This is a genomic window from Bacteroides sp. AM10-21B, assembly GCF_003472565.1.
In the GTDB taxonomy this organism is placed as follows: Bacteria; Bacteroidota; Bacteroidia; order Bacteroidales; family Bacteroidaceae; genus Bacteroides; species Bacteroides propionicigenes.
On sequence record NZ_QRME01000007.1, the window covers coordinates 143,082 to 161,925 of the forward strand.

17 protein-coding genes are annotated in these 18,844 nt (G+C 39.6%); 2 read left to right on the forward strand and 15 right to left on the reverse strand.

The window, feature by feature from the left end; all coding sequences use genetic code 11:
• Nucleotides 1-138 precede the first annotated feature (138 nt).
• Both gyrA and DW121_RS10925 read left to right on the forward strand, forming a co-directional pair.
• A complete protein-coding gene (gene gyrA / locus DW121_RS10920; RefSeq protein ID WP_118323759.1) occupies nucleotides 139-2,667 on the forward strand; it encodes a DNA gyrase subunit A in 2,529 nt (842 codons plus the stop codon).
• Nucleotides 2,668-2,698: 31 nt separating this feature from the next.
• Nucleotides 2,699-3,913, forward strand: coding sequence for a tetratricopeptide repeat protein (locus DW121_RS10925; protein WP_187120028.1), 1,215 nt, complete (start codon nucleotides 2,699-2,701; stop codon nucleotides 3,911-3,913).
• Between the two features lie 215 nt (nucleotides 3,914-4,128).
• On the opposite strand, the gene DW121_RS10930 is transcribed toward DW121_RS10925, so the two are convergent.
• The 15 genes from DW121_RS10930 to DW121_RS11000 form a co-directional block, all read right to left on the reverse strand.
• Complete coding sequence (locus tag DW121_RS10930; RefSeq protein WP_117713087.1) at nucleotides 4,129-5,259, reverse strand: universal stress protein; 1,131 nt, start codon at nucleotides 5,257-5,259, stop codon at nucleotides 4,129-4,131.
• An 85-nt stretch (nucleotides 5,260-5,344) separates the two neighbouring features.
• The gene (locus tag DW121_RS10935; protein ID WP_117713088.1) at nucleotides 5,345-5,626 is read right to left on the reverse strand and encodes a DNA-binding protein; all 282 of its coding nucleotides are present in this window, start codon (nucleotides 5,624-5,626) and stop codon (nucleotides 5,345-5,347) included.
• Nucleotides 5,627-5,825: 199 nt separating this feature from the next.
• Nucleotides 5,826-6,668, reverse strand: a complete 843-nt coding sequence (locus DW121_RS10940; RefSeq protein ID WP_117713089.1) for a tetratricopeptide repeat protein — start codon at nucleotides 6,666-6,668, stop codon at nucleotides 5,826-5,828.
• Between the two features lie 13 nt (nucleotides 6,669-6,681).
• A complete protein-coding gene (locus DW121_RS10945) occupies nucleotides 6,682-8,523 on the reverse strand; it encodes a BatD family protein (protein WP_117713090.1) in 1,842 nt (613 codons plus the stop codon).
• 22 nt (nucleotides 8,524-8,545) lie between these two features.
• Complete coding sequence (locus DW121_RS10950) at nucleotides 8,546-9,253, reverse strand: tetratricopeptide repeat protein (protein WP_118323760.1); 708 nt, start codon at nucleotides 9,251-9,253, stop codon at nucleotides 8,546-8,548.
• A complete protein-coding gene (locus DW121_RS10955) occupies nucleotides 9,250-10,278 on the reverse strand; it encodes a VWA domain-containing protein (RefSeq protein WP_117713092.1) in 1,029 nt (342 codons plus the stop codon). The genes DW121_RS10950 and DW121_RS10955 overlap by 4 nt, the downstream gene beginning before the upstream one ends.
• A gap of 76 nt (nucleotides 10,279-10,354) precedes the next feature.
• Entirely contained in the window at nucleotides 10,355-11,338 is a 984-nt protein-coding gene (locus tag DW121_RS10960) for a vWA domain-containing protein (protein WP_117713093.1), read from the reverse strand.
• 57 nt (nucleotides 11,339-11,395) lie between these two features.
• Nucleotides 11,396-12,469: a hypothetical protein gene (locus DW121_RS10965; RefSeq protein ID WP_118323761.1), complete on the reverse strand. Its 1,074-nt coding sequence runs from the start codon at nucleotides 12,467-12,469 to the stop codon at nucleotides 11,396-11,398.
• Between the two features lie 7 nt (nucleotides 12,470-12,476).
• Nucleotides 12,477-13,346 carry a DUF58 domain-containing protein gene (locus DW121_RS10970; RefSeq protein WP_118323762.1) on the reverse strand — a complete coding sequence of 290 codons (870 nt, stop codon included), beginning with the start codon at nucleotides 13,344-13,346 and terminating at the stop codon, nucleotides 12,477-12,479.
• 181 nt (nucleotides 13,347-13,527) lie between these two features.
• The gene (locus tag DW121_RS10975; protein ID WP_117713096.1) at nucleotides 13,528-14,523 is read right to left on the reverse strand and encodes an AAA family ATPase; all 996 of its coding nucleotides are present in this window, start codon (nucleotides 14,521-14,523) and stop codon (nucleotides 13,528-13,530) included.
• A 190-nt stretch (nucleotides 14,524-14,713) separates the two neighbouring features.
• Nucleotides 14,714-15,883 (reverse strand): HU family DNA-binding protein, encoded by a 1,170-nt coding sequence (locus DW121_RS10980; protein ID WP_117713097.1) that lies wholly within the window; start codon nucleotides 15,881-15,883, stop codon nucleotides 14,714-14,716.
• A gap of 26 nt (nucleotides 15,884-15,909) precedes the next feature.
• The gene (locus tag DW121_RS10985) at nucleotides 15,910-16,182 is read right to left on the reverse strand and encodes an HU family DNA-binding protein (RefSeq protein ID WP_117713098.1); all 273 of its coding nucleotides are present in this window, start codon (nucleotides 16,180-16,182) and stop codon (nucleotides 15,910-15,912) included.
• An 80-nt stretch (nucleotides 16,183-16,262) separates the two neighbouring features.
• Nucleotides 16,263-17,561 carry a 30S ribosomal protein S12 methylthiotransferase RimO gene (rimO, locus tag DW121_RS10990; protein ID WP_117713099.1) on the reverse strand — a complete coding sequence of 433 codons (1,299 nt, stop codon included), beginning with the start codon at nucleotides 17,559-17,561 and terminating at the stop codon, nucleotides 16,263-16,265.
• Entirely contained in the window at nucleotides 17,558-18,517 is a 960-nt protein-coding gene (ftsY, locus tag DW121_RS10995; protein WP_117713100.1) for a signal recognition particle-docking protein FtsY, read from the reverse strand. The genes rimO and ftsY overlap by 4 nt, the downstream gene beginning before the upstream one ends.
• Nucleotides 18,518-18,676: 159 nt before the next feature.
• Nucleotides 18,677-18,835 (reverse strand): DUF4295 domain-containing protein, encoded by a 159-nt coding sequence (locus DW121_RS11000; RefSeq protein WP_005654275.1) that lies wholly within the window; start codon nucleotides 18,833-18,835, stop codon nucleotides 18,677-18,679.
• Nucleotides 18,836-18,844 lie beyond the last annotated feature (9 nt).

Sequence of the window (18,844 nt, forward strand, 5' to 3'; positions counted from 1 at the left end):
GAGGGCGCCCAAACAAGGTTGCAAGTATGCAAATCTACAACAAAGTTTATGAAGGAAAACTTTTGTATATCGTAAAAAAGCAGTACTTTAGCGTGGTTTTTTACAAACCCGAAAATGTATAATTAATAATCTTTTTAAATGCTTGAACAAGACAGAATTATAAAGATTAACATCGAGGAGGAAATGAAGTCTTCGTACATTGACTACTCTATGTCGGTCATTGTTTCACGTGCCCTTCCGGATGTTAGAGATGGTTTTAAACCTGTTCACCGAAGAATTCTTTTCGGTATGATGGGACTGGGAAATACGTCGGATAAACCCTATAAGAAATCTGCGAGAGTTGTTGGTGAGGTATTAGGTAAATATCACCCGCATGGTGACTCTTCCGTATACGGAGCTCTCGTCCGTATGGCACAGCCTTGGGCCATGCGCTACATGCTTGTGGACGGACAAGGTAATTATGGTTCTGTAGACGGCGACAGTGCAGCCGCTATGCGTTATACAGAGTGTCGCTTGCAGAAGATTGGAGAAGAAATGATGCAGGACCTTGATAAAGAGACTGTTGACATGCAAACCAACTTCGACGACTCGTTGCTGGAACCGACCGTAATGCCTACCCGCATTCCAAATTTACTCGTAAACGGTGCTTCCGGCATCGCCGTAGGTATGGCCACAAATATGCCGACTCATAATCTATCTGAAGTGATAGACGCCTGCATCGCATACATTGACAATAACGATATTGACATTGAGGACTTAATGACCTATGTCAAAGCTCCAGACTTCCCGACAGGCGGTTATATCTATGGTATGAGCGGTGTGCGCGAAGCCTATCTGACAGGTCGCGGACGTGTCGTAATGCGTGCCAAAGCGGAGATTGAGACAACTTCTACTCACGACAAGATTATCGTTACCGAAATTCCTTACGGAGTAAATAAGGCCGAATTAATCAAGTCCATTGCTGATTTGGCCAACGAAAAGAGAATAGAGGGCATTTCCAACGCCAATGATGAGTCTGACCGTGAAGGTATGCGTATCGTCATCGACGTGAAGCGTGACGCCAACGCCAGTGTGGTGCTGAACAAGCTGTACAAGATGACATTGTTGCAGACATCTTTCGGTGTAAATAATGTGGCATTGGTACATGGACGTCCCCGCTTATTAAATTTGAAAGACCTTATCAAGTATTTCGTTGAGCATCGTCACGACGTGGTTATCCGCCGTACACAATACGATTTGCGTAAAGCTAAAGAACGCGCCCATATTTTAGAAGGTTTGATTATCGCATCAGACAATATTGACGAGGTAATCAAAATTATCCGTGCCGCAAAAACGCCGAATGACGCAATCAGCGGCTTGATAGAACGCTTTGAATTGACTGAAATCCAATCACGTGCCATTGTAGAAATGCGTCTGCGTCAGTTAACCGGACTTATGCAGGATCAGCTTCATGCCGAGTATGAGGAAATACAAAAGCAGATTGCTTATCTGGAAGAAATCCTCGTTAACGATGAACTCTGCCGCAAGGTTATCAAAGATGAATTAATCGAGATTCAAGATAAATACGGTGATGAACGCCGTTCTGAAATTGTTTATTCATCGGAAGAATTCAATCCGGAAGATTTTTATGCAGACGATGAAATGATTATTACCATTTCTCACATGGGATATATCAAGCGTACGCCGTTAAGCGAATTCCGTGCTCAAAACCGTGGTGGGGTAGGTTCTAAGGGAACAGAAACACGCGATGAGGACTTCGTAGAACATATCTATCCTGCAACAATGCACAATACAATGATGTTCTTCACCCAAAAAGGTAAGTGTTATTGGTTGAAAGTCTATGAAATACCCGAAGGAACGAAGAATTCTAAGGGACGCGCCATTCAAAACCTGTTGAATATAGACTCCGATGATGCTGTAAATGCATATCTGCGTGTGAAGAACTTGAATGACCAGGATTTCATCAACAGCCATTATGTACTGTTCTGCACAAAGAATGGTGTTATCAAGAAAACATTGCTCGAACAGTATTCCCGCCCTCGCCAGAATGGTGTCAACGCCATTACCATTCGTGAAGACGACCGCGTAATCGAGGTGCGTATGACTAACGGTAATAATGAGATTATCATCGCCAATCGCAACGGACGCGCCATTCGTTTCCACGAGAATGCAGTACGCGTAATGGGACGTACAGCTACCGGTGTACGTGGTATGACGCTTGATGAAGATGGACAAGACGAAATTGTTGGAATGATTTGTATCAAAGACCCTGAAGCTGAAACAATCATGGTGGTTTCAGAGCAAGGGTATGGTAAACGTTCTGATATTGAAGATTATCGTAAGACGAATCGTGGCGGTAAAGGTGTAAAAACCATGAATATCACTGATAAGACCGGTAAGTTGGTAACAATCAAGTCTGTAACAGATGAGAATGATTTAATGATTATCAATAAATCAGGTATCACTATCCGCTTGAAAGTAGCTGACGTCCGCATCATGGGACGTGCCACACAGGGAGTACGACTGATAAATCTTGAAAAGCGTAATGATGAGATCGGTTCGGTATGTAAGGTAACCTCTGAGAATGAAGAGGATATTATTACAGAAGAAGATGATACCACATCAGAAAACCCTCAGAGCAAAATAAATAATGAAAATGAAGAATAGACATAATATTAATTTAAATTTTTCTACAATCATGAAAAGAGTACTATTTTCAATGGTTTTACTACTTGCCGCAGGCTTCACTTTCGCCCAAGAAAAGAGTGTAAAAGAAGCTAAAAGCATCGCTAACGAAGTAAAACCAAACTTTGCCCAAGCAGAGCAACTTATCAACGGTGCCTTGACCAATGCTGAAACCAAGGACAATGCTGAGACATGGGATGTAGCTGGCTTTATTCAAAAGAGAATCAATGAAAAGGAAATGGAGAACGCCTATTTAAGAAAGCCTTATGATACTCTTAAAGTATATAACAGCGCATTAAATATGTGCAAATACTACTTTAAATGTGACGAGCTTGCACAAATTCCTAATGAAAAAGGTAAGATCAAGAATAAATACAGAAAATCTAATAGCGCTGCCATATTATCTGCACGCCCTAATTTGATTAACGGTGGTATTCAATATTTTAACTTAGACAAGAATAAAGAAGCCCTTGACTTCTTTGCAACCTATGTAGACATTGCTATTAATCCGATGTTTGAGAAAGAAAATCTACTTCAAACAGATACTGTATTACCTCAAATTGCATATTATGCAAGCTTGGCCGCAGCCAAAATGGAAGATTATTCAAGCGTGTTGAAGTATGCTCAATATGCAAAAGAAGATAAAGAAGTAGGAAAATATGCCATGGAATTTATTTCTACAGCATTAAAAGCTCAAGGTGATACGGTTAAATGGGTTGCATCTTTAAAGGATGGTATTCAAAAATATCCAGAGCATTCATTCTTCTTTGGTCATTTAATTGATTATTATAGCAATAGCAATAAGTTTGATGAAGCAATGCAATTTGCTGATGATATGCTGGCTAAAGATCCTAATAACACATTCTACCTATATGTGAAAGGATATCTTTATCATAACATGAAGAATTACGATAAAGCTATTGAATTTTACAAAAAGACTATTGAAGTAGATCCTAATTATGCAGAAGCATATTCTAATTTAGGTTTAATATACTGTTTACAAGCACAAGACTTCTCAGAAAAGGCTACTACTGATGTTAATGATCCGAAATACAAAGAAGACCAAGCTACATTGAAGATTTTTTATGAAAAGGCTAGACCTAATTATGAGAAAGCAAGAGAATTAAAACCTGATCAAAAAGATTTATGGTTAAATGGTTTGTACAGAGTATACTATAACTTACAAATGGGTTCTGAATTTGATGAAATTGAGAAAATGATGCAATAATAATAAAAAAAGAGATAGCTTGAATTCAAGCTATCTCTCTTTTTATTATTGATTTAAATATTATTTATTATGGGAGTAATAGTTGTATAATTTTTATAGGTTCTTTTTTATATTAAACATAATCTTGATATTGCATAATTAACAAAAGTAATACTTATGTTTGTGCCGTAACTAATAATTAAAGTTATGGCACTTTCTTTACTAAACAATAGAAATCAAGTTGGACGTCCATAAATAACCAATAAAGGTGTATCAGAATGGAAAATCATCTTTCTTGCAATGCCTGGATTAAATAAACGAGAAAATATATTTCGCTTATATGACGTTAATGTAATAACATCTATATGATTACTTTTAATATAGTTATCCAAACTATTGAGAAAATCATCATTTTTCACCACATCATAATGAATTTCTAATTGTGGATATTGTTTTTGGAAATACTCTTTAATGCCGCCTAATTTTATCTCATTCCAAGTATCTTTTACATCGGCTAAATGGATTAAAGATACAGAAAACTGAAATGGTTTCAAGCTATTAATTAATAAATCAAAAGCTATTAAATCACGTTGATCAAAATTTGTAATAAATGCAATACGCTTTGCCTCACTAAATTGCTTAAATGGCGTGTTCTCAGGAATAGCCAAAACTGGTACACGGCTACGCTCAATAATCTCAGCCGTCACACTACCAATCAAATCAATATCCTTTTGATTCTTACCACGTGTTCCCATGATAATAATCCTCGGCCGATTTTCCTTAGAATAGCGTAATATTTCTTCCTCCGGGATGCCTTCTCTTAATACACATGTATATTTTACATTAGGAAACTCATTAGAAGCAACCTTAGCTTTTACTTTGTCGGATAAAGTGTTTAAATCAGCATGTACTTTCTGTAATATAGTTCTTACATTCTCTTCATCACTTAACTGATAGTTAAAAACATCACCGTATGGTAACGATGTTGCATAAATAGGTGTAAAATAAACATGAAGTAAAACTACTTCAGCATCTATATTTTTTGCAAAATTGAAGCCAAACTCACATGCTTTCAATGAATAATTTGAAAAATCAACAGGGATTACAACTTTGTTGCTACCCTTCTCTATTTTTGGAGCCTTCCCTCCCACTACTTCCTCAGATAGCCACGCAGAACTTTCAGTTATCTTCAAAGCATGTGGCAGATCACTCTCTTTGATACGAACACGTACACCGGAAGATATAACCGGCTGTATTTGGTTTACATTATGAATGTAAGTCTCAATACCTTCATTCTCAAGAACATTCTTCAGTATTTGTGCTTTTGCGTACGTCAGAATTGCTAATGTTACTAATTTATCTTCCATAAGTTTTCTAATTATATTGTTTATAAAACAAACAAGAAATCCCAATTGTTTCTCAGCAATTGGGATCCTCTTTTACTTTCTTTTCTTAAGCCCGAACAGGTTCAGCAGTTTCACCTGCCATTTCATCTAAAATTTTTAAAGCCCGATCAAGAACAGTAGTATCATCAATCATTACTAAACCACCATCCGGACCAGGTTCCAAGTGGATTCCAACACTCTTCCCCTCCTTAAAATTATGACCGCCAAAAAAATTTCTTACAGTGTCAACATTAAGTCCGAGTTCATCTGCTATTCTATGCATACTACCACTAGGTAATGAGTCTTTAATCTTACGAAGTTCATTAAATGTTATTGTTCTCATATTCATAAATTTAATGGTTAATACTTTGGATATTTCTTTATCACGCTATAAACTTAAGGAAAAAAAAAGATAAAACAAACTATTTGCTTGTATTTTTCTATCATATGTTTAACATTCTCATAAATACTAAAAAAGCCTGTATAAAGTATGAGAAAATTAATTCCTTCTACCTCTATACGAGCTTTATATCCAGCAACAGGCCATTCTAAATTATTTCCAATGCAGAAGTAGGGACCCACCCTACCTTACCATCTTCTAAACGAATTTCTTTCCATTCACGCATGGAATTATCTTTAATTTCAATTTTATGCCCTTCATGTAGAACAAACAAACTTGTACCACTTTCACTCGGAGTACTTCTTACTGTAACACTGGGAGACAATATTATGGCTTTATTTCTATTCATCAACTCATTTTTTTGTTCTGAAGCAAAAATATTACTCAGAATAACAAATACCAAAAATATAACACCCGCTATAAATCCGCTTTTCTTCCAAACAACCTGTTTGGAAAAGAAGAAAAGAGAAAATGATACAAGCAAAAGAATAAAAAATACGATTCCTAACTTAGCCCATACGTCCACACTTAAACAATTTATCAAAGATTTAGTCCAAGCAACAAAAAATATATCAGGAACTGAAGCTACTTTGTCTACTGTTTTAGAGCGTGCAATCTCTAAATTAGCACGAATATCGGCATTACCAGGTTGTAACAATAAAGCACGTTCATAATTTAAAATAGCCTTTGCTATATCATCAGCCTTATAATAGCTATTACCCAAATTATAGTAAATTTCTGACGCTTCTCCTTTTTTCAACAAACTTTCATAAATTTGAATGGCAGAAGCATAATCATTTCGCATATATGCACTATCACCTTGTGCTTTAGTTACATTATCTTCCAATAACTTTGCAGCAGAAAACTCAGTATGCGAACCTATAGAAACAGAGTCTTTTGCAGATAAAGTATCTGCTTCAACAGTACCTTGCCCCCAAACAACTACTGTCATCAACATAGTAAATGTTAAGGATATTATTTTCTTCATCATAGTGTCCTCCCAATTAATGTTTTATAGAGCTTTCCATTTTACTGATTACTTCCAAAGAATCCGAATAAACCTTATCCATAGCCTGATTATCATCCCCAGGAGCAAAACGAGCAAACTCACAATTATTCAAAGTATCAAGAAAATCTTTTATCAGTGCATCATTCACACCATAATTACGAAGTTCCCCTTCAACATTATCTTTAGACAGGCGTGAAACCGGAATACTCAATTTGTCACTGATATATCCCCACAAGGCCTTCAATACTTCATCATAGAATGCATCTTTCTTATTATCTGCCAATAGTTTACCGGCCAACTTCATACGTTTAACCGCAACCTTATTTGCTTTCTTCGTACGCATCTTAGCCACATTAGCATTGGCTGCAATTTGTTTACGATAAATAATAAAGAATAAGATAAATGCAACACCAGGCACAATATAGAATAACCAACAAAGCAAAGAGCCAAAGAAGAAATCACCTTTTTGAGAAAGAGTTACATTATTCTGCTTAATATAACGGATATCCTCATTCAATACCTTTAAATCTTCTTTATTAGTAAAATTGGCAATCGTTTGGGCAGCATTACCGCTTCCTTTCTCAACATGAAGCTCATATTCCTCAGTTGTCAGAGTCTTATAAGTACGAGATTTAATATCAAAATAACTGAACTTCACAGCGGGAATCTTATAGGTTCCTGCGTTACGAGGAATGGCAAGATATTCTATCACCTGACTGCCGGAAAGCCCGGCATTTGTCAAACGGAACTTATTATCTACCTTCGGATCATAAACTTCAAAATCTTCCGGGAATTTTACTTCCGGAGTAGAAATCAATTTCAGATTACCTGTACCGGAAATAATAAGCTTCACGGTAACAGCATCATTCGTTTTTAAGTTCGTGCTATTTATAGAAGAAGAAATGCTGAACTCTCCCACTCCGCCGGAGAATCCTACTGGCTTACCTTCCGGCAAAGCTTTCACATCAACCGTCAATTTGGGAGTTACTAATGTTTTCTTTACCTCCACATAATTATTACCACCATTGAAGAATGCTTCAAAAGGATCGGCAACCTGAGTAGCTTTAGCTATAGATGCATCGAAACGTGCCGCATCAATTGTTATCTTTCCCGATTGTTGTGGGAATAGCACAAACTGACGATATACGGTTGTCTGATAATTTCTTCCTTTATAATGTTCGAGACTCCACTTGCGATCATTTGGCAATTCAACTTCCTGTGAATGAAATCCCTTGAAATCAGGGAGTTTCACATTGTCGAAACCTCTTAAGTCTACTAAAGTATATATCTTGTATGTCAACAAGAATGCTTCTTGTTCATACAGATTTGTCTTACTGGCTGTAGCTGTAATAAACAAATCACTATTTGATACTGACGCTCCCGACGAAGCGCGACTTGCCGAACCGCTCTGCCTTCCATTATTTCCGGAAGACGCTCCATTTGCCTGATCTGATGGAAGCACATTAACATGTACAGCATTGGAAACCATCTGATTACCATCTGCTGTTATTGTAGCCCCGGGAATAGTAAAACTTCCTTCCGCAGTAGCCATCAAGATATATGTAAATGTTATACTGCTGGTAGAGGTTGTTTCCCCATTAATAATCTGCACACTTTTCTGTTGTGAACGGCTGGGCCCCATAAGCACCTCAAATCCTTTTATAGAAGGAGCCCGAAAGTCTCTCACCTTCTGCGTAGTCACTGTATATGACAGTCTGAACTGATCACCTACCGCCACAGCATCGGGGGCAGATGCAGTAAACGATACCTTACCATCGGCAAAAGTATGTAAACTGACTGTTATCAGTACCATCCATAAGAAAACGATTTTTCTCATATATTATTTCCTATTATATTTATTACCAATCCTTTTCCAGACGCCCACCTTGAATAACCTGTTGTTTCTTTACTTTATCCTGCACGTCTTTCTCATCCTGCATCACAGAGTTCAAAAGCTGTTCGGCATTTTCCTTAGACATCTCATTATCCTTTTTCTGTGGCTGAGGTGGTTGTTGCTGGTCTTTATTCTGTTGTTGATCTTTATTCTGTTCTTTCTTATCCTCTTGCTTATCTTGCTGCTGTTGCTGTTGGTTTTGATCTTGGTTTTGCTGATTCTGCTGTTGGTCTTTCAGCATTTTCTGAGCCAAAGCCAAATTATAACGTGTTTCATCATCTTTCGGATTGTTGCGCAAAGACTGCTTGTATGCTTCTACGGCCTTTGCGTAATCTTTCTGCGATTGAAAAATCACGCCCATATTATGATAGACCTGTGCCAAATCACCCTTGTCTTTTTCTATTTTTGTGGCTGCAACATATTGCTCCATAGCTTCTTGCAATTTATTCTGCTGTGCCAATGTATTTCCAAGATTGAACATGGAAACTGTAGACTGAGGATTTACTTCCAAAGCCTTACGATAATTCACTTCAGCATTGACATACACACTATCTTTAAAAAAGCGGTTTCCCTTACGGATAAAATCACGTTCGGCTTTCTGAGCCGAAACCGTAACTGCCATTAGCAGCAATAAAATCAATCCTATATATTTTCTCTGTAACATACGCATCATTTCTTATTGGAAAACAAATGAATATTACGGAACAAAGGGTTCTTACGTTCCAATACCAACATTTCAGCCAACAGCAACAACAAAATAATCCATGCTACAGCCTGAAATTGCTCATTGAACTCTGTATATACCTGTGTTTCCACATCGGCCTTCGCCATTTTATTGATTTCCTGACTGATTGCCTTTTGAGCACCGTTTGTATTGTCCACACGTACATAGATGCCATTGCCGGCCTTAGCTATTTCCTGACACATCTGTTCATTCAAACGAGTCACAATCACATTTCCGTCACGGTCACGACGATAATCATTGGTTCCCTCTGCCGGGATAGGCGCTCCTTCGGGCATACCCACGCCAAGCACATTCACCTGAATGCCTTTCTCTGCAGCCGCCTTAGCCGCTTCTATCGCACCGCCTTCGTGATTTTCACCATCAGTTATGACAATTACCGCGCGCCCCACCCCTTCTTGAGGAGTAAAACTCCGGGAAGCTAAATTAATGGCTGCTCCAATGGCTGTACCTTGTTTAGAAATCAATGAAGGGTCAATGGATTCCAAGAACATTTTAGCAGATATATAGTCACTTGTAATAGGAAGTTGTGTAAATGCATCGCCCGCAAAAACAATCATACCTACCTTGTCATTTTCCATTTTATCCACCAACTGCGCCACCAGCCTCTTTGCCTTCTGCAAACGGCTGGGCTGCACATCTTGCGCCAACATTGAATTAGAAATATCCAGTGCAATCATAACTTCCACTCCCTGGCGCTTCACTGTCTCCAATTTAGAGCCGAACTGGGGACGAGCCAACAGTACGGCAAACAGCCCGATAGCTGCAAACACCATCCAGAATTTCACATCGGGACGATACTTGGATACATCCGGCATCAACTGTGCCATTAGTACCGGATCTCCGAATTTACGGATATTCTTTCGCCGCCGATAATTGGAATACAAGTAGAAAGCTGCCAATAAAGGCAACAACAGCAACAAGTACAAATATGCAGGTTCTTCAAATCGAAACATCTTCTTTTTTACTAATTTACAATTTACTAATTTGGGTACGATACAAAATATATCCGAGGAAAATTCAGTGTAACTGTTACGGTATTTTCTTCAATATAGAATTACGTAACAAAACTTCCAACAGTACGCATAAGAAAGCCGCCAGCGCAAACCAGCGATACTCTTCCTGACGCTTACTGTATTCTTTCACATTCAGTTTTGTTTTCTCCAGCTTGTCTATTTCCTCGTATACCTCTTTCAACTTTGAATTGCTCGTAGCACGAAAATAATTACCATCCGTTGTTCCGGCAATCTGCGTCAGAGTCTTTTCATCAATTTCAACCGGCATATTGACATATTGCACTGTTCCGCCTACCGGATAAGGGTATGGAGCCATACCGTTAGTTCCCACACCAATAGTATAGACACGGATACCGAAACTTTTTGCAATCTCGGCAGCTGTCAACGGAGATATTTCTCCCCTGTTATTCGTACCGTCTGTCAACAGAATGATTACTTTCGATTTGGCTTTACTGTCTTTCAGTCGGGTAACCGCATTGGCAATACCCATTCCCACTGCCGTACCATCCTCAATAAGACCACATTTCACGTCTTTTATCAGATTCAGAAGAACAGCATGGTCCACTGTCAACGGACACTGTGTAAAACTCTCTCCGGCAAACAGCGTGATACCGACATTATCATTCGGACGGCCATTGATGAATTCTGCCGCAACATCCTTAGCGGCTTCCAAACGGTTAGGTTTCAAATCTTCAGCCAGCATACTGGTAGAAACGTCTATGGCAAGCATTATATCAATACCCTCTATTTCACTATTCTGCCAGCTGTTGGTAGTTTGCGGACGGGCTAAAACAATAATAATCAATGCCAAAGCAGCTATCCGCAATACAAACGGTGCATGCAGCAGGTAGTTCTTATAACTCTTAGGGGTATGTGCATATACACGAGCATCCGAAATCTGAAGCGTGGCTTCACTATTCTTCCTCTTCATGATATACCATACTATATAAGGTATAAGCAACAATAGCAGAAATAAATATTCAATATTGGCAAAAACCATGATATTTACAATTTTACAAATTACGATTTAGCTTGAAGCGGACTTCTACTTTTACCATCAGGCAAAATAGTTGTACAACTCCAAACCGATATATATCAGCGAACCGACAAGAGCTGCCGCTAAAGCAACGATTCCTGCACCAAGTAATATCTTGGTACGCAAAGAGCGTTTCTCAATAACAGTAATCTCAGTAGGTTGCGGTTTAGCATTTTCGTCCTCCTTCTCCTTCGTATCATTGATGAAGTCAATCGCATTAATCAAGTTAGCGTCATTCTCATTCATCAACGGATTATGCTTGGCAAACTTCACCAAATCCGCGGTTTGGAACAAAGCACGCAAATCTGATATAGCATCCTTATCATTCATTTCCAACAGCTTATCAATGATTTCAGAAGAAGTCATTTCTAAAGCATTGAAGCCAAAACGATCTTTTATATAAGTACGAATAGCATCAGTCAACTCCGTATAATATTCCTTCGACTGTCCTTTCTGCCATACTTTCTCACTCTTGATGCGTTCTATCTCCTGCATAGCCAATTGATGCGGCGGCAATTTGGGCTCCACTTTCACCTTACGTATAATCGGCTTATTGTCACGAATACGTTTCACGAGATATACCAGCAACAGCAGAAACGGAACAAGCAGCACGGCACAAGTGATAGACATATACCAATCTTCCCATGCAAAAGGTGCTTTCATTACCGGTTTCGGCCCGAAGAACTGGTCGGGATGCAACGTATCTACCGGCATGGAATATACCTTTAACGCCAAAGCCTTGGAACGATATGCCTTGTTATCGACAAGCACCTCCATTGGCGGCAAATAATACAGCGCCGAATCAAAAGAAGTAACAGTATACTCCTGAGTTATCAACGAGCGTCTTCCGTCATTCAGCAATTGCGTATCCGGCTTGGCTATGTCTATAATTTCCACTCCACGCACCAAAGTATCGGTATAGGCGGGAAAAATAGCACGCTTGTCTGTGTCCAATGACACTTGGAGCTTAATTTTGGCTTGCTCCCCGATGAGGATTTGCAAGGAATCAATTGTAGCATCCACCGTCACAGACTGGGCTACCGTCTTGCCCGTCAATGCTGCCAACAGCGTTATCAGAAATAAATATCTTTTCATTATCCGATTAATTTCGTTTTGCAAACAAATTCATCAATGCCTTAACATAGTCCTGATCCGTACGTACCGACACATTGTCAACATTGCTCTTGGTAAACGTATCGTTCAGCTCCACCTGCTTGTTCACCCACCAATCATGATGGGCACGACGCACAGCACGCGAAGAAGTATCAATCCATTGCTCATGCCCGGTTTCCGCATCCTTAATCTTCATCAAACCTACGGCCGGCAACTCCTCTACACGACGGTCATAAACCTGAATAGCTACGACATCATGCTTGCGATTGGCAATGGTCATGGCATTTTTAAAGTTTTCCCGGTCGATAAAGTCTGATAAGACAAAAGCTGTGCAACGACGTTTCATAACATTCGTAAGGTATTCCAAGCCGAGACGTATATTTGTCCGCCGGCTTTCCGGATGAAAATCAAGTAACTCACGAATAATATATAGTATGTGTTTACGTCCTTTCTTAGGTGGAATGAATTTCTCTATCCGGTCGGAAAAGAAGATAACACCTATTTTATCGTTGTTCTGGATAGCAGAAAAAGCTAATGTAGCAGCGATTTCCGTCACCATGTCTTTTTTCATCTGCTTCACCGTACCGAATTCCAAACTACCGGAAACATCTACCAGCAACATTACGGTCAGTTCACGTTCTTCTTCAAACACCTTCACGAAAGGCTTATGAAAACGAGCCGTTACATTCCAGTCTATGTCGCGTATATCGTCGCCAAACTGATATTCGCGCACTTCGGAGAAAGCCATACCTCTACCTTTGAAAGCCGAGTGATACTGGCCTGCAAAGATATTATTGGATAATCCGTGTGTTTTTATCTCAATTTGACGGACTTTTTTTAACAAATCAGTGGTTTCCATTCAGTAATACATAAATATTTAGTAAACAATCACTTAGTATACTACAAACGTATTTTACTAAATTTATCTTCCTCTTTTACTAAAACGTCGGCAAAGATTTAGTAAATCTCTTCCCTTGTTTTAGTAAAACAACAGGAACGCTCTTTCAGCATCTACCTTGCGGTTACGATATATGTTTACATTAGGGCACTTCAACCTTATTCAATATCTTGCTGACGATTTCGTCCGAAGTCATATTGCTTGCTTCAGCCTCATAGGTCAAGCCGATGCGGTGGCGCAGTACATCATGTGCCACGGCACGCACATCTTCCGGAATAACATAGCCGCGACGCTTGATGAAAGCATAACTGCGGGCAGCCAGTGCCAGGTTAATGGATGCACGGGGTGAACCGCCGAATCCAATCATATCTTTCAGTTCCTTCAAGTCGTATTTCTCCGGATAACGGGTTGCAAATACAATATCGACAATGTATTTCTCAATCTTTTCGTCCAGATATACCTGACGCACAACCTTACGCGCTTCGATAATCTCGTCAGCTTTCAAGATAGGTTTCACATTCAGCTTATCTCCATTTATATTCTGGCGTATAATCAGTTTTTCTTCTTCCAATTTAGGATAGTCGATGACTACTTTCAGCATGAAACGGTCTACCTGTGCTTCCGGCAATGGATATGTACCTTCTTGCTCAATGGGATTTTGGGTTGCAAGTACCAAGAAAGGTTCGGGCAACTTGAAGGTTTCCTTGCCTATGGTAACCTGACGTTCCTGCATGGCTTCCAATAATGCACTCTGGACTTTGGCAGGAGCACGGTTAATTTCATCCGCCAACACAAAATTAGCGAATACAGGCCCTTTCTTTACTTGAAAAGTCTCGTCTTTCTGACTGTAAACCATTGTACCGATAACGTCTGCCGGTAACAAGTCCGGCGTAAACTGAATGCGGCTATATTGCGCATCGATTAATGAAGCCAGTGTCTTGATAGCTAAAGTCTTTGCCAAGCCCGGCACACCTTCCAACAATACGTGTCCGTCAGACAACAAACCGATTAACAACGACTCTACCAGGTGCTTTTGTCCTACAATAACCTGGTCCATGCCCGTAGTAAGGTTGGTAACGAAAGCGCTTTGTCTTTCAATCCGCTCGTTCAGTTCGCGGATATCAATTGTTTCAGCCATAAATCAATGTATTTTTAGTGTTTAATTTTCATTTTAGTCCGGTTAGATACCGTTGATTATATTTTGCTCCCAAAAGTACAGGAATAAATTAACCATAGCAACTAATTTTTATTAAAAAACGATGTGAAACCTTTAGATTAAACTACTTTCATAGAGTTTAGTATTTAACAAAAAAAGAAGCAGTAAAATTTTACTGCTTCTTTGCTAATTTCGGTATTTTTATCGTTGTACCGGCAGGCACATTATTCGGCTTTTTGATAACATTCGGATTATGTTTTACTATATATGGATAAAGGGCTTTAGTACCATAGAAACGAAGGGCCACTTTGGTTAATGTTTCTCCGGGCTGAATTGTATATGTTGCCTCAGTTCCCACAATAGTGTAATTGGTGGAATCGGGAATATACGCAGCTCCGGACTGTTTTGGGGATTGGGATGCAGATGCAGCAACAACGACAGGTTGTTTGGCAACAACCGTTGCGTCCGGTTTCTTAATTACAGGTTTATCTACGGGCTTCTTTGGGACTGCTGTATCCGCCTTTGCAACAGCCGTAGTGTCTTTGACAGAAATACTGTCCGTTAAAACCTTATTATCTGTCTGTTTATTAACTTTGGCATCTACAATCTCTTCTACCGGTGGTTTGGTTGATAATTTATCAAATAAGTCCGGATAATATAAATAAACAACTGCTCCCGAACACAACAGCACAACAAGAACTACAATACCGATAAAATATTTCATGGTAGAAGATTCTGCCGGCACTTCCGTCTTCACTACTTCCGTTTCCTCAGCACCAGCTGTCTCTTCCGAAACAACGGAAGGTGTCTCCGCAATCTCTTCACCCGGACATACTGTTACTTCCTCCGAACGAATCTCCATTTCTTCCAAAGTTACTGCTTCCTCAGAGGTATCAACAGCCGCTTCTGTCACATCTTGAGATTTTTCTGTCACACCCGGTACGCATTCTTCCGTTCTTTGTTCTGTTTCTTCTTCATCCTCATTGCCATTGTCTATAGGGGTGTCTTCCAAAACAGTGTCATCATTGAGCACAACCGTTTCAAAATGCGAGAATGGCTTATTGATAATATCTTTCAGAGCGGGTTCCGGGGTAAACGAAACTTTAGTATGTCCTTGTATCTCAAAACGCTCTCCGGTATTGACGTTAATACTTTCACGACTTTCAACATCAATCAGTTTAAAGGCTCCCAATCCTTTTATCTTCACATATTTATCTTTTTCCAACGCTTCCTCAATCAACTGGAAAAACTCCTTCACAAAACTATCAGCATTCTTCTTGCTCATGCCATGCTTTTCAGCCAACAAGTCAATCAGGTCCTGTATGTTTAGTTTTTCATTCATAATTATGGAAGATTTAATAAGGAGGATTACTTAAACTTATCTTTTAACAACGTACTGGGTTTGTAGGTTAATACTAATTTAGGCGGAACCAGCATACGCTGCTTAGTCGTTGGATTCACAGATATACGTTCCGCTTTCTTTTTCACCTCGAATGTTCCAAAGCCTTGTACGGAAATTGTATTTCCTTCTTCCAACTGCCGCGTCATATCCGACAACAAGGATGTAACCAATTCCGAGGTATCCTTTAAAGTATATCCCAATCGTCGTGACAATTCAGAAGTAAATTCTTTGTTATTCAAAATCCAAGCTTTAAAATTGTGAACTACGGTGCTATATTAGCAAATCTTCTCCATATACACAAGAAGTTCGGAGAAAATATTCAAATAATCCGACCAAAAAGGTCGAAGTCATCGGAGTTTATAATCTCTACCTGATAAAAGTTACCCATCTCCAATGCCTTATCTTCACACTTAATCAGCACTTCCGGGTCTACTTCAGGAGAATCAAATTCAGTGCGTCCAATGTAGTACTCACCTTCCTTGCGGTCTATTATCACTTTCATGCATTTACCCACTTTTGCCGCACTCAATTCCGCGGAAATACCTTGCTGAATGGACATTAATTCGTCTAAACGAGCCTGTTTCACTTCTTGGGGAACAGCATCTTCATAATGGGCAGCGGCATATGTGCCTTCTTCTTCGGAATATGCAAATGCCCCCATTCTATCGAAACGCGCTTTGCGGACAAACTCTTTCAATTCTTCAAAATCAGCTTCCGTTTCTCCCGGATGCCCCACCATGAGTGTGGTGCGCAAATGAATCCCGGGAACTTCTTCACGGAATTTCTCTATAAGTTTATAGGTTTCTTCTTTTGTCACATGGCGGCGCATCTTATCCAGCATATTATCACTGATATGCTGCAAAGCAATATCCATATATTTGCAGACATTAGCTCGTTCGCGCATCACCCGAAACAAATCCATAGGAAAATGAGCCGGATAGGCATAGTGTAAACGTATCCATTCCACGCCCGGAATTTCAGATATTCTTTCGATTAATTCGGGCAACATCTGCTTTTTATACAAGTCCACCCCGTAGTAAGTCAATTCCTGCGCAATGACCTGAAATTCTTTCACCCCACGAGACACAAGATATCTCACTTCATCCAGAATCTCTTCCATCGGACGGGATATATGCCGGCCTGTGATGATAGGAATGGCACAATACGAACATTTGCGATCGCATCCTTCCGAAATTTTCAGATATGCATAATGTTTGGGAGTAGTCAATGTGCGTTCTATGTGCAGTTCATCATGATATGCCTTGCCCAAATCTTGCAACAGTTCTTTCCAATTAAACTTACCATAGAACTTATCAACTTGGGGAATCTCAACGGCCAATTCTTTTAAATAACGCTCCGAAAGACAACCCATTACATAGAGTTTCTCTAAATTCCCTTCTTCCTTTGCCTGTGCAAATTCAAGAATCATATTTATAGATTCCTCCTTTGCGTCGCCGATGAAACCGCAAGTATTAATCACCGCAATCTGCCCTCTCGGACGTTCGGCATCATGCGTTACATTAAATCCCGTTTCCTCCAATTGCCGCATCAAATGCTCCGAATCCACTAAATTTTTAGAGCATCCCAATGTTATGATATCGATAGTTTTTCGTTTCATGCGTTTCCACCGAACAATGAATCAACAAACTCTTTTTTACGGAACACTTGCAAATCTTCCATGCCTTCTCCCAAGCCGATGTATTTTACCGGAATTTTAAACTGATCGGAAATTCCTATTACAACACCGCCCTTAGCCGTTCCATCCAGCTTAGTCACAGCCATTGCCGTAACTTCTGTTGCCAAAGTAAACTGCTTGGCTTGCTCAAACGCGTTTTGTCCGGTGGAGCCATCCAACACAAGCAACACCTCATTAGGAGCATCTGGCACAACCTTCTTCATTACATTCTTAATCTTAGTCAGCTCGTTCATCAAGCCCACCTTGTTATGCAGACGTCCCGCTGTATCAATAATCACCACATCAGCATTATTGGCTACCGCAGAGCTCAAAGTATCGAATGCCACAGAGGCCGGATCAGCACCCATTTTTTGTTTGATGACAGGAACTCCTACACGTTCCCCCCATATCACCAACTGTTCCACTGCTGCTGCACGAAAAGTATCGGCCGCACCCAAATAAACTGACTTACCTGCTTTTTTAAACTGATAGGCCAACTTACCTATGGTTGTAGTTTTCCCTACACCATTTACTCCCACTACCATGATAACGTAAGGCTTCTTTGTAATCGGAGTTTCAAAATCATCTACATCATCCGAATTGTTCTCAGTCAACAAAGCTGCGATTTCATCGCGCAAAATCATATTCAACTCTTGCGCGTTCATATATTTTTCATCTGCGGCACGTTTCTCTATACGCTCAATAACTTTCAGCGTAGTTTCCACACCCACATCCGAAGTTATCAAGACCTCTTCCAGATTATCCAGAACTTCATCGTCCACCTTCGACTTTCCAGCCACTGCACGGGCTATCTTGCCGAATACACTTTCCTTTGTTTTAGATAATCCTTTATCTAACGTTTCCTTCTTTTCTTTTGAGAAAAAACTAAAAAATCCCATAGTCTACCTTTTTGTACAATACATTATGCTACAAAGATATAACAAAACTAACAAATAATAAAAGTTGAAGCGATTTAATAACAAAAAAAATCCCCCCACCGATTATCCGGTGAGAGGAGCTTTATAAGTAATCAGTGCTTCGCAGCAACTGTATTCATCTTATTTTTTGAAAAAGTCTTGTACTTTTTCGTTGGGAACCATTTGTTCATCGAAGATGTAAGCACCGGTTTTCGGAGACTTAACCATCTTGATAACCTTCGTATAAGCACGACCTTCTTTAGAACCATCGTGCAAACTTGCTACTGTTTTCTTTGCCATGGGTTATAC

Coding starts and splice junctions, on each gene's coding strand:
- gyrA (WP_118323759.1), top strand. CDS start 139: ATGCTTGAACAAGACAGAATTATAAAGATTAACATCGAGGAGGAAATG.
- DW121_RS10925 (WP_187120028.1), top strand. CDS start 2,699: ATGAAAAGAGTACTATTTTCAATGGTTTTACTACTTGCCGCAGGCTTC.
- DW121_RS10930 (WP_117713087.1), bottom strand. CDS start 5,259: ATGGAAGATAAATTAGTAACATTAGCAATTCTGACGTACGCAAAAGCA.
- DW121_RS10935 (WP_117713088.1), bottom strand. CDS start 5,626: ATGAATATGAGAACAATAACATTTAATGAACTTCGTAAGATTAAAGAC.
- DW121_RS10940 (WP_117713089.1), bottom strand. CDS start 6,668: ATGATGAAGAAAATAATATCCTTAACATTTACTATGTTGATGACAGTA.
- DW121_RS10945 (WP_117713090.1), bottom strand. CDS start 8,523: ATGAGAAAAATCGTTTTCTTATGGATGGTACTGATAACAGTCAGTTTA.
- DW121_RS10950 (WP_118323760.1), bottom strand. CDS start 9,253: ATGATGCGTATGTTACAGAGAAAATATATAGGATTGATTTTATTGCTG.
- DW121_RS10955 (WP_117713092.1), bottom strand. CDS start 10,278: ATGTTTCGATTTGAAGAACCTGCATATTTGTACTTGTTGCTGTTGTTG.
- DW121_RS10960 (WP_117713093.1), bottom strand. CDS start 11,338: ATGGTTTTTGCCAATATTGAATATTTATTTCTGCTATTGTTGCTTATA.
- DW121_RS10965 (WP_118323761.1), bottom strand. CDS start 12,469: ATGAAAAGATATTTATTTCTGATAACGCTGTTGGCAGCATTGACGGGC.
- DW121_RS10970 (WP_118323762.1), bottom strand. CDS start 13,346: ATGGAAACCACTGATTTGTTAAAAAAAGTCCGTCAAATTGAGATAAAA.
- DW121_RS10975 (WP_117713096.1), bottom strand. CDS start 14,523: ATGGCTGAAACAATTGATATCCGCGAACTGAACGAGCGGATTGAAAGA.
- DW121_RS10980 (WP_117713097.1), bottom strand. CDS start 15,883: ATGAATGAAAAACTAAACATACAGGACCTGATTGACTTGTTGGCTGAA.
- rimO (WP_117713099.1), bottom strand. CDS start 17,561: ATGAAACGAAAAACTATCGATATCATAACATTGGGATGCTCTAAAAAT.
- ftsY (WP_117713100.1), bottom strand. CDS start 18,517: ATGGGATTTTTTAGTTTTTTCTCAAAAGAAAAGAAGGAAACGTTAGAT.
- DW121_RS11000 (WP_005654275.1), bottom strand. CDS start 18,835: ATGGCAAAGAAAACAGTAGCAAGTTTGCACGATGGTTCTAAAGAAGGT.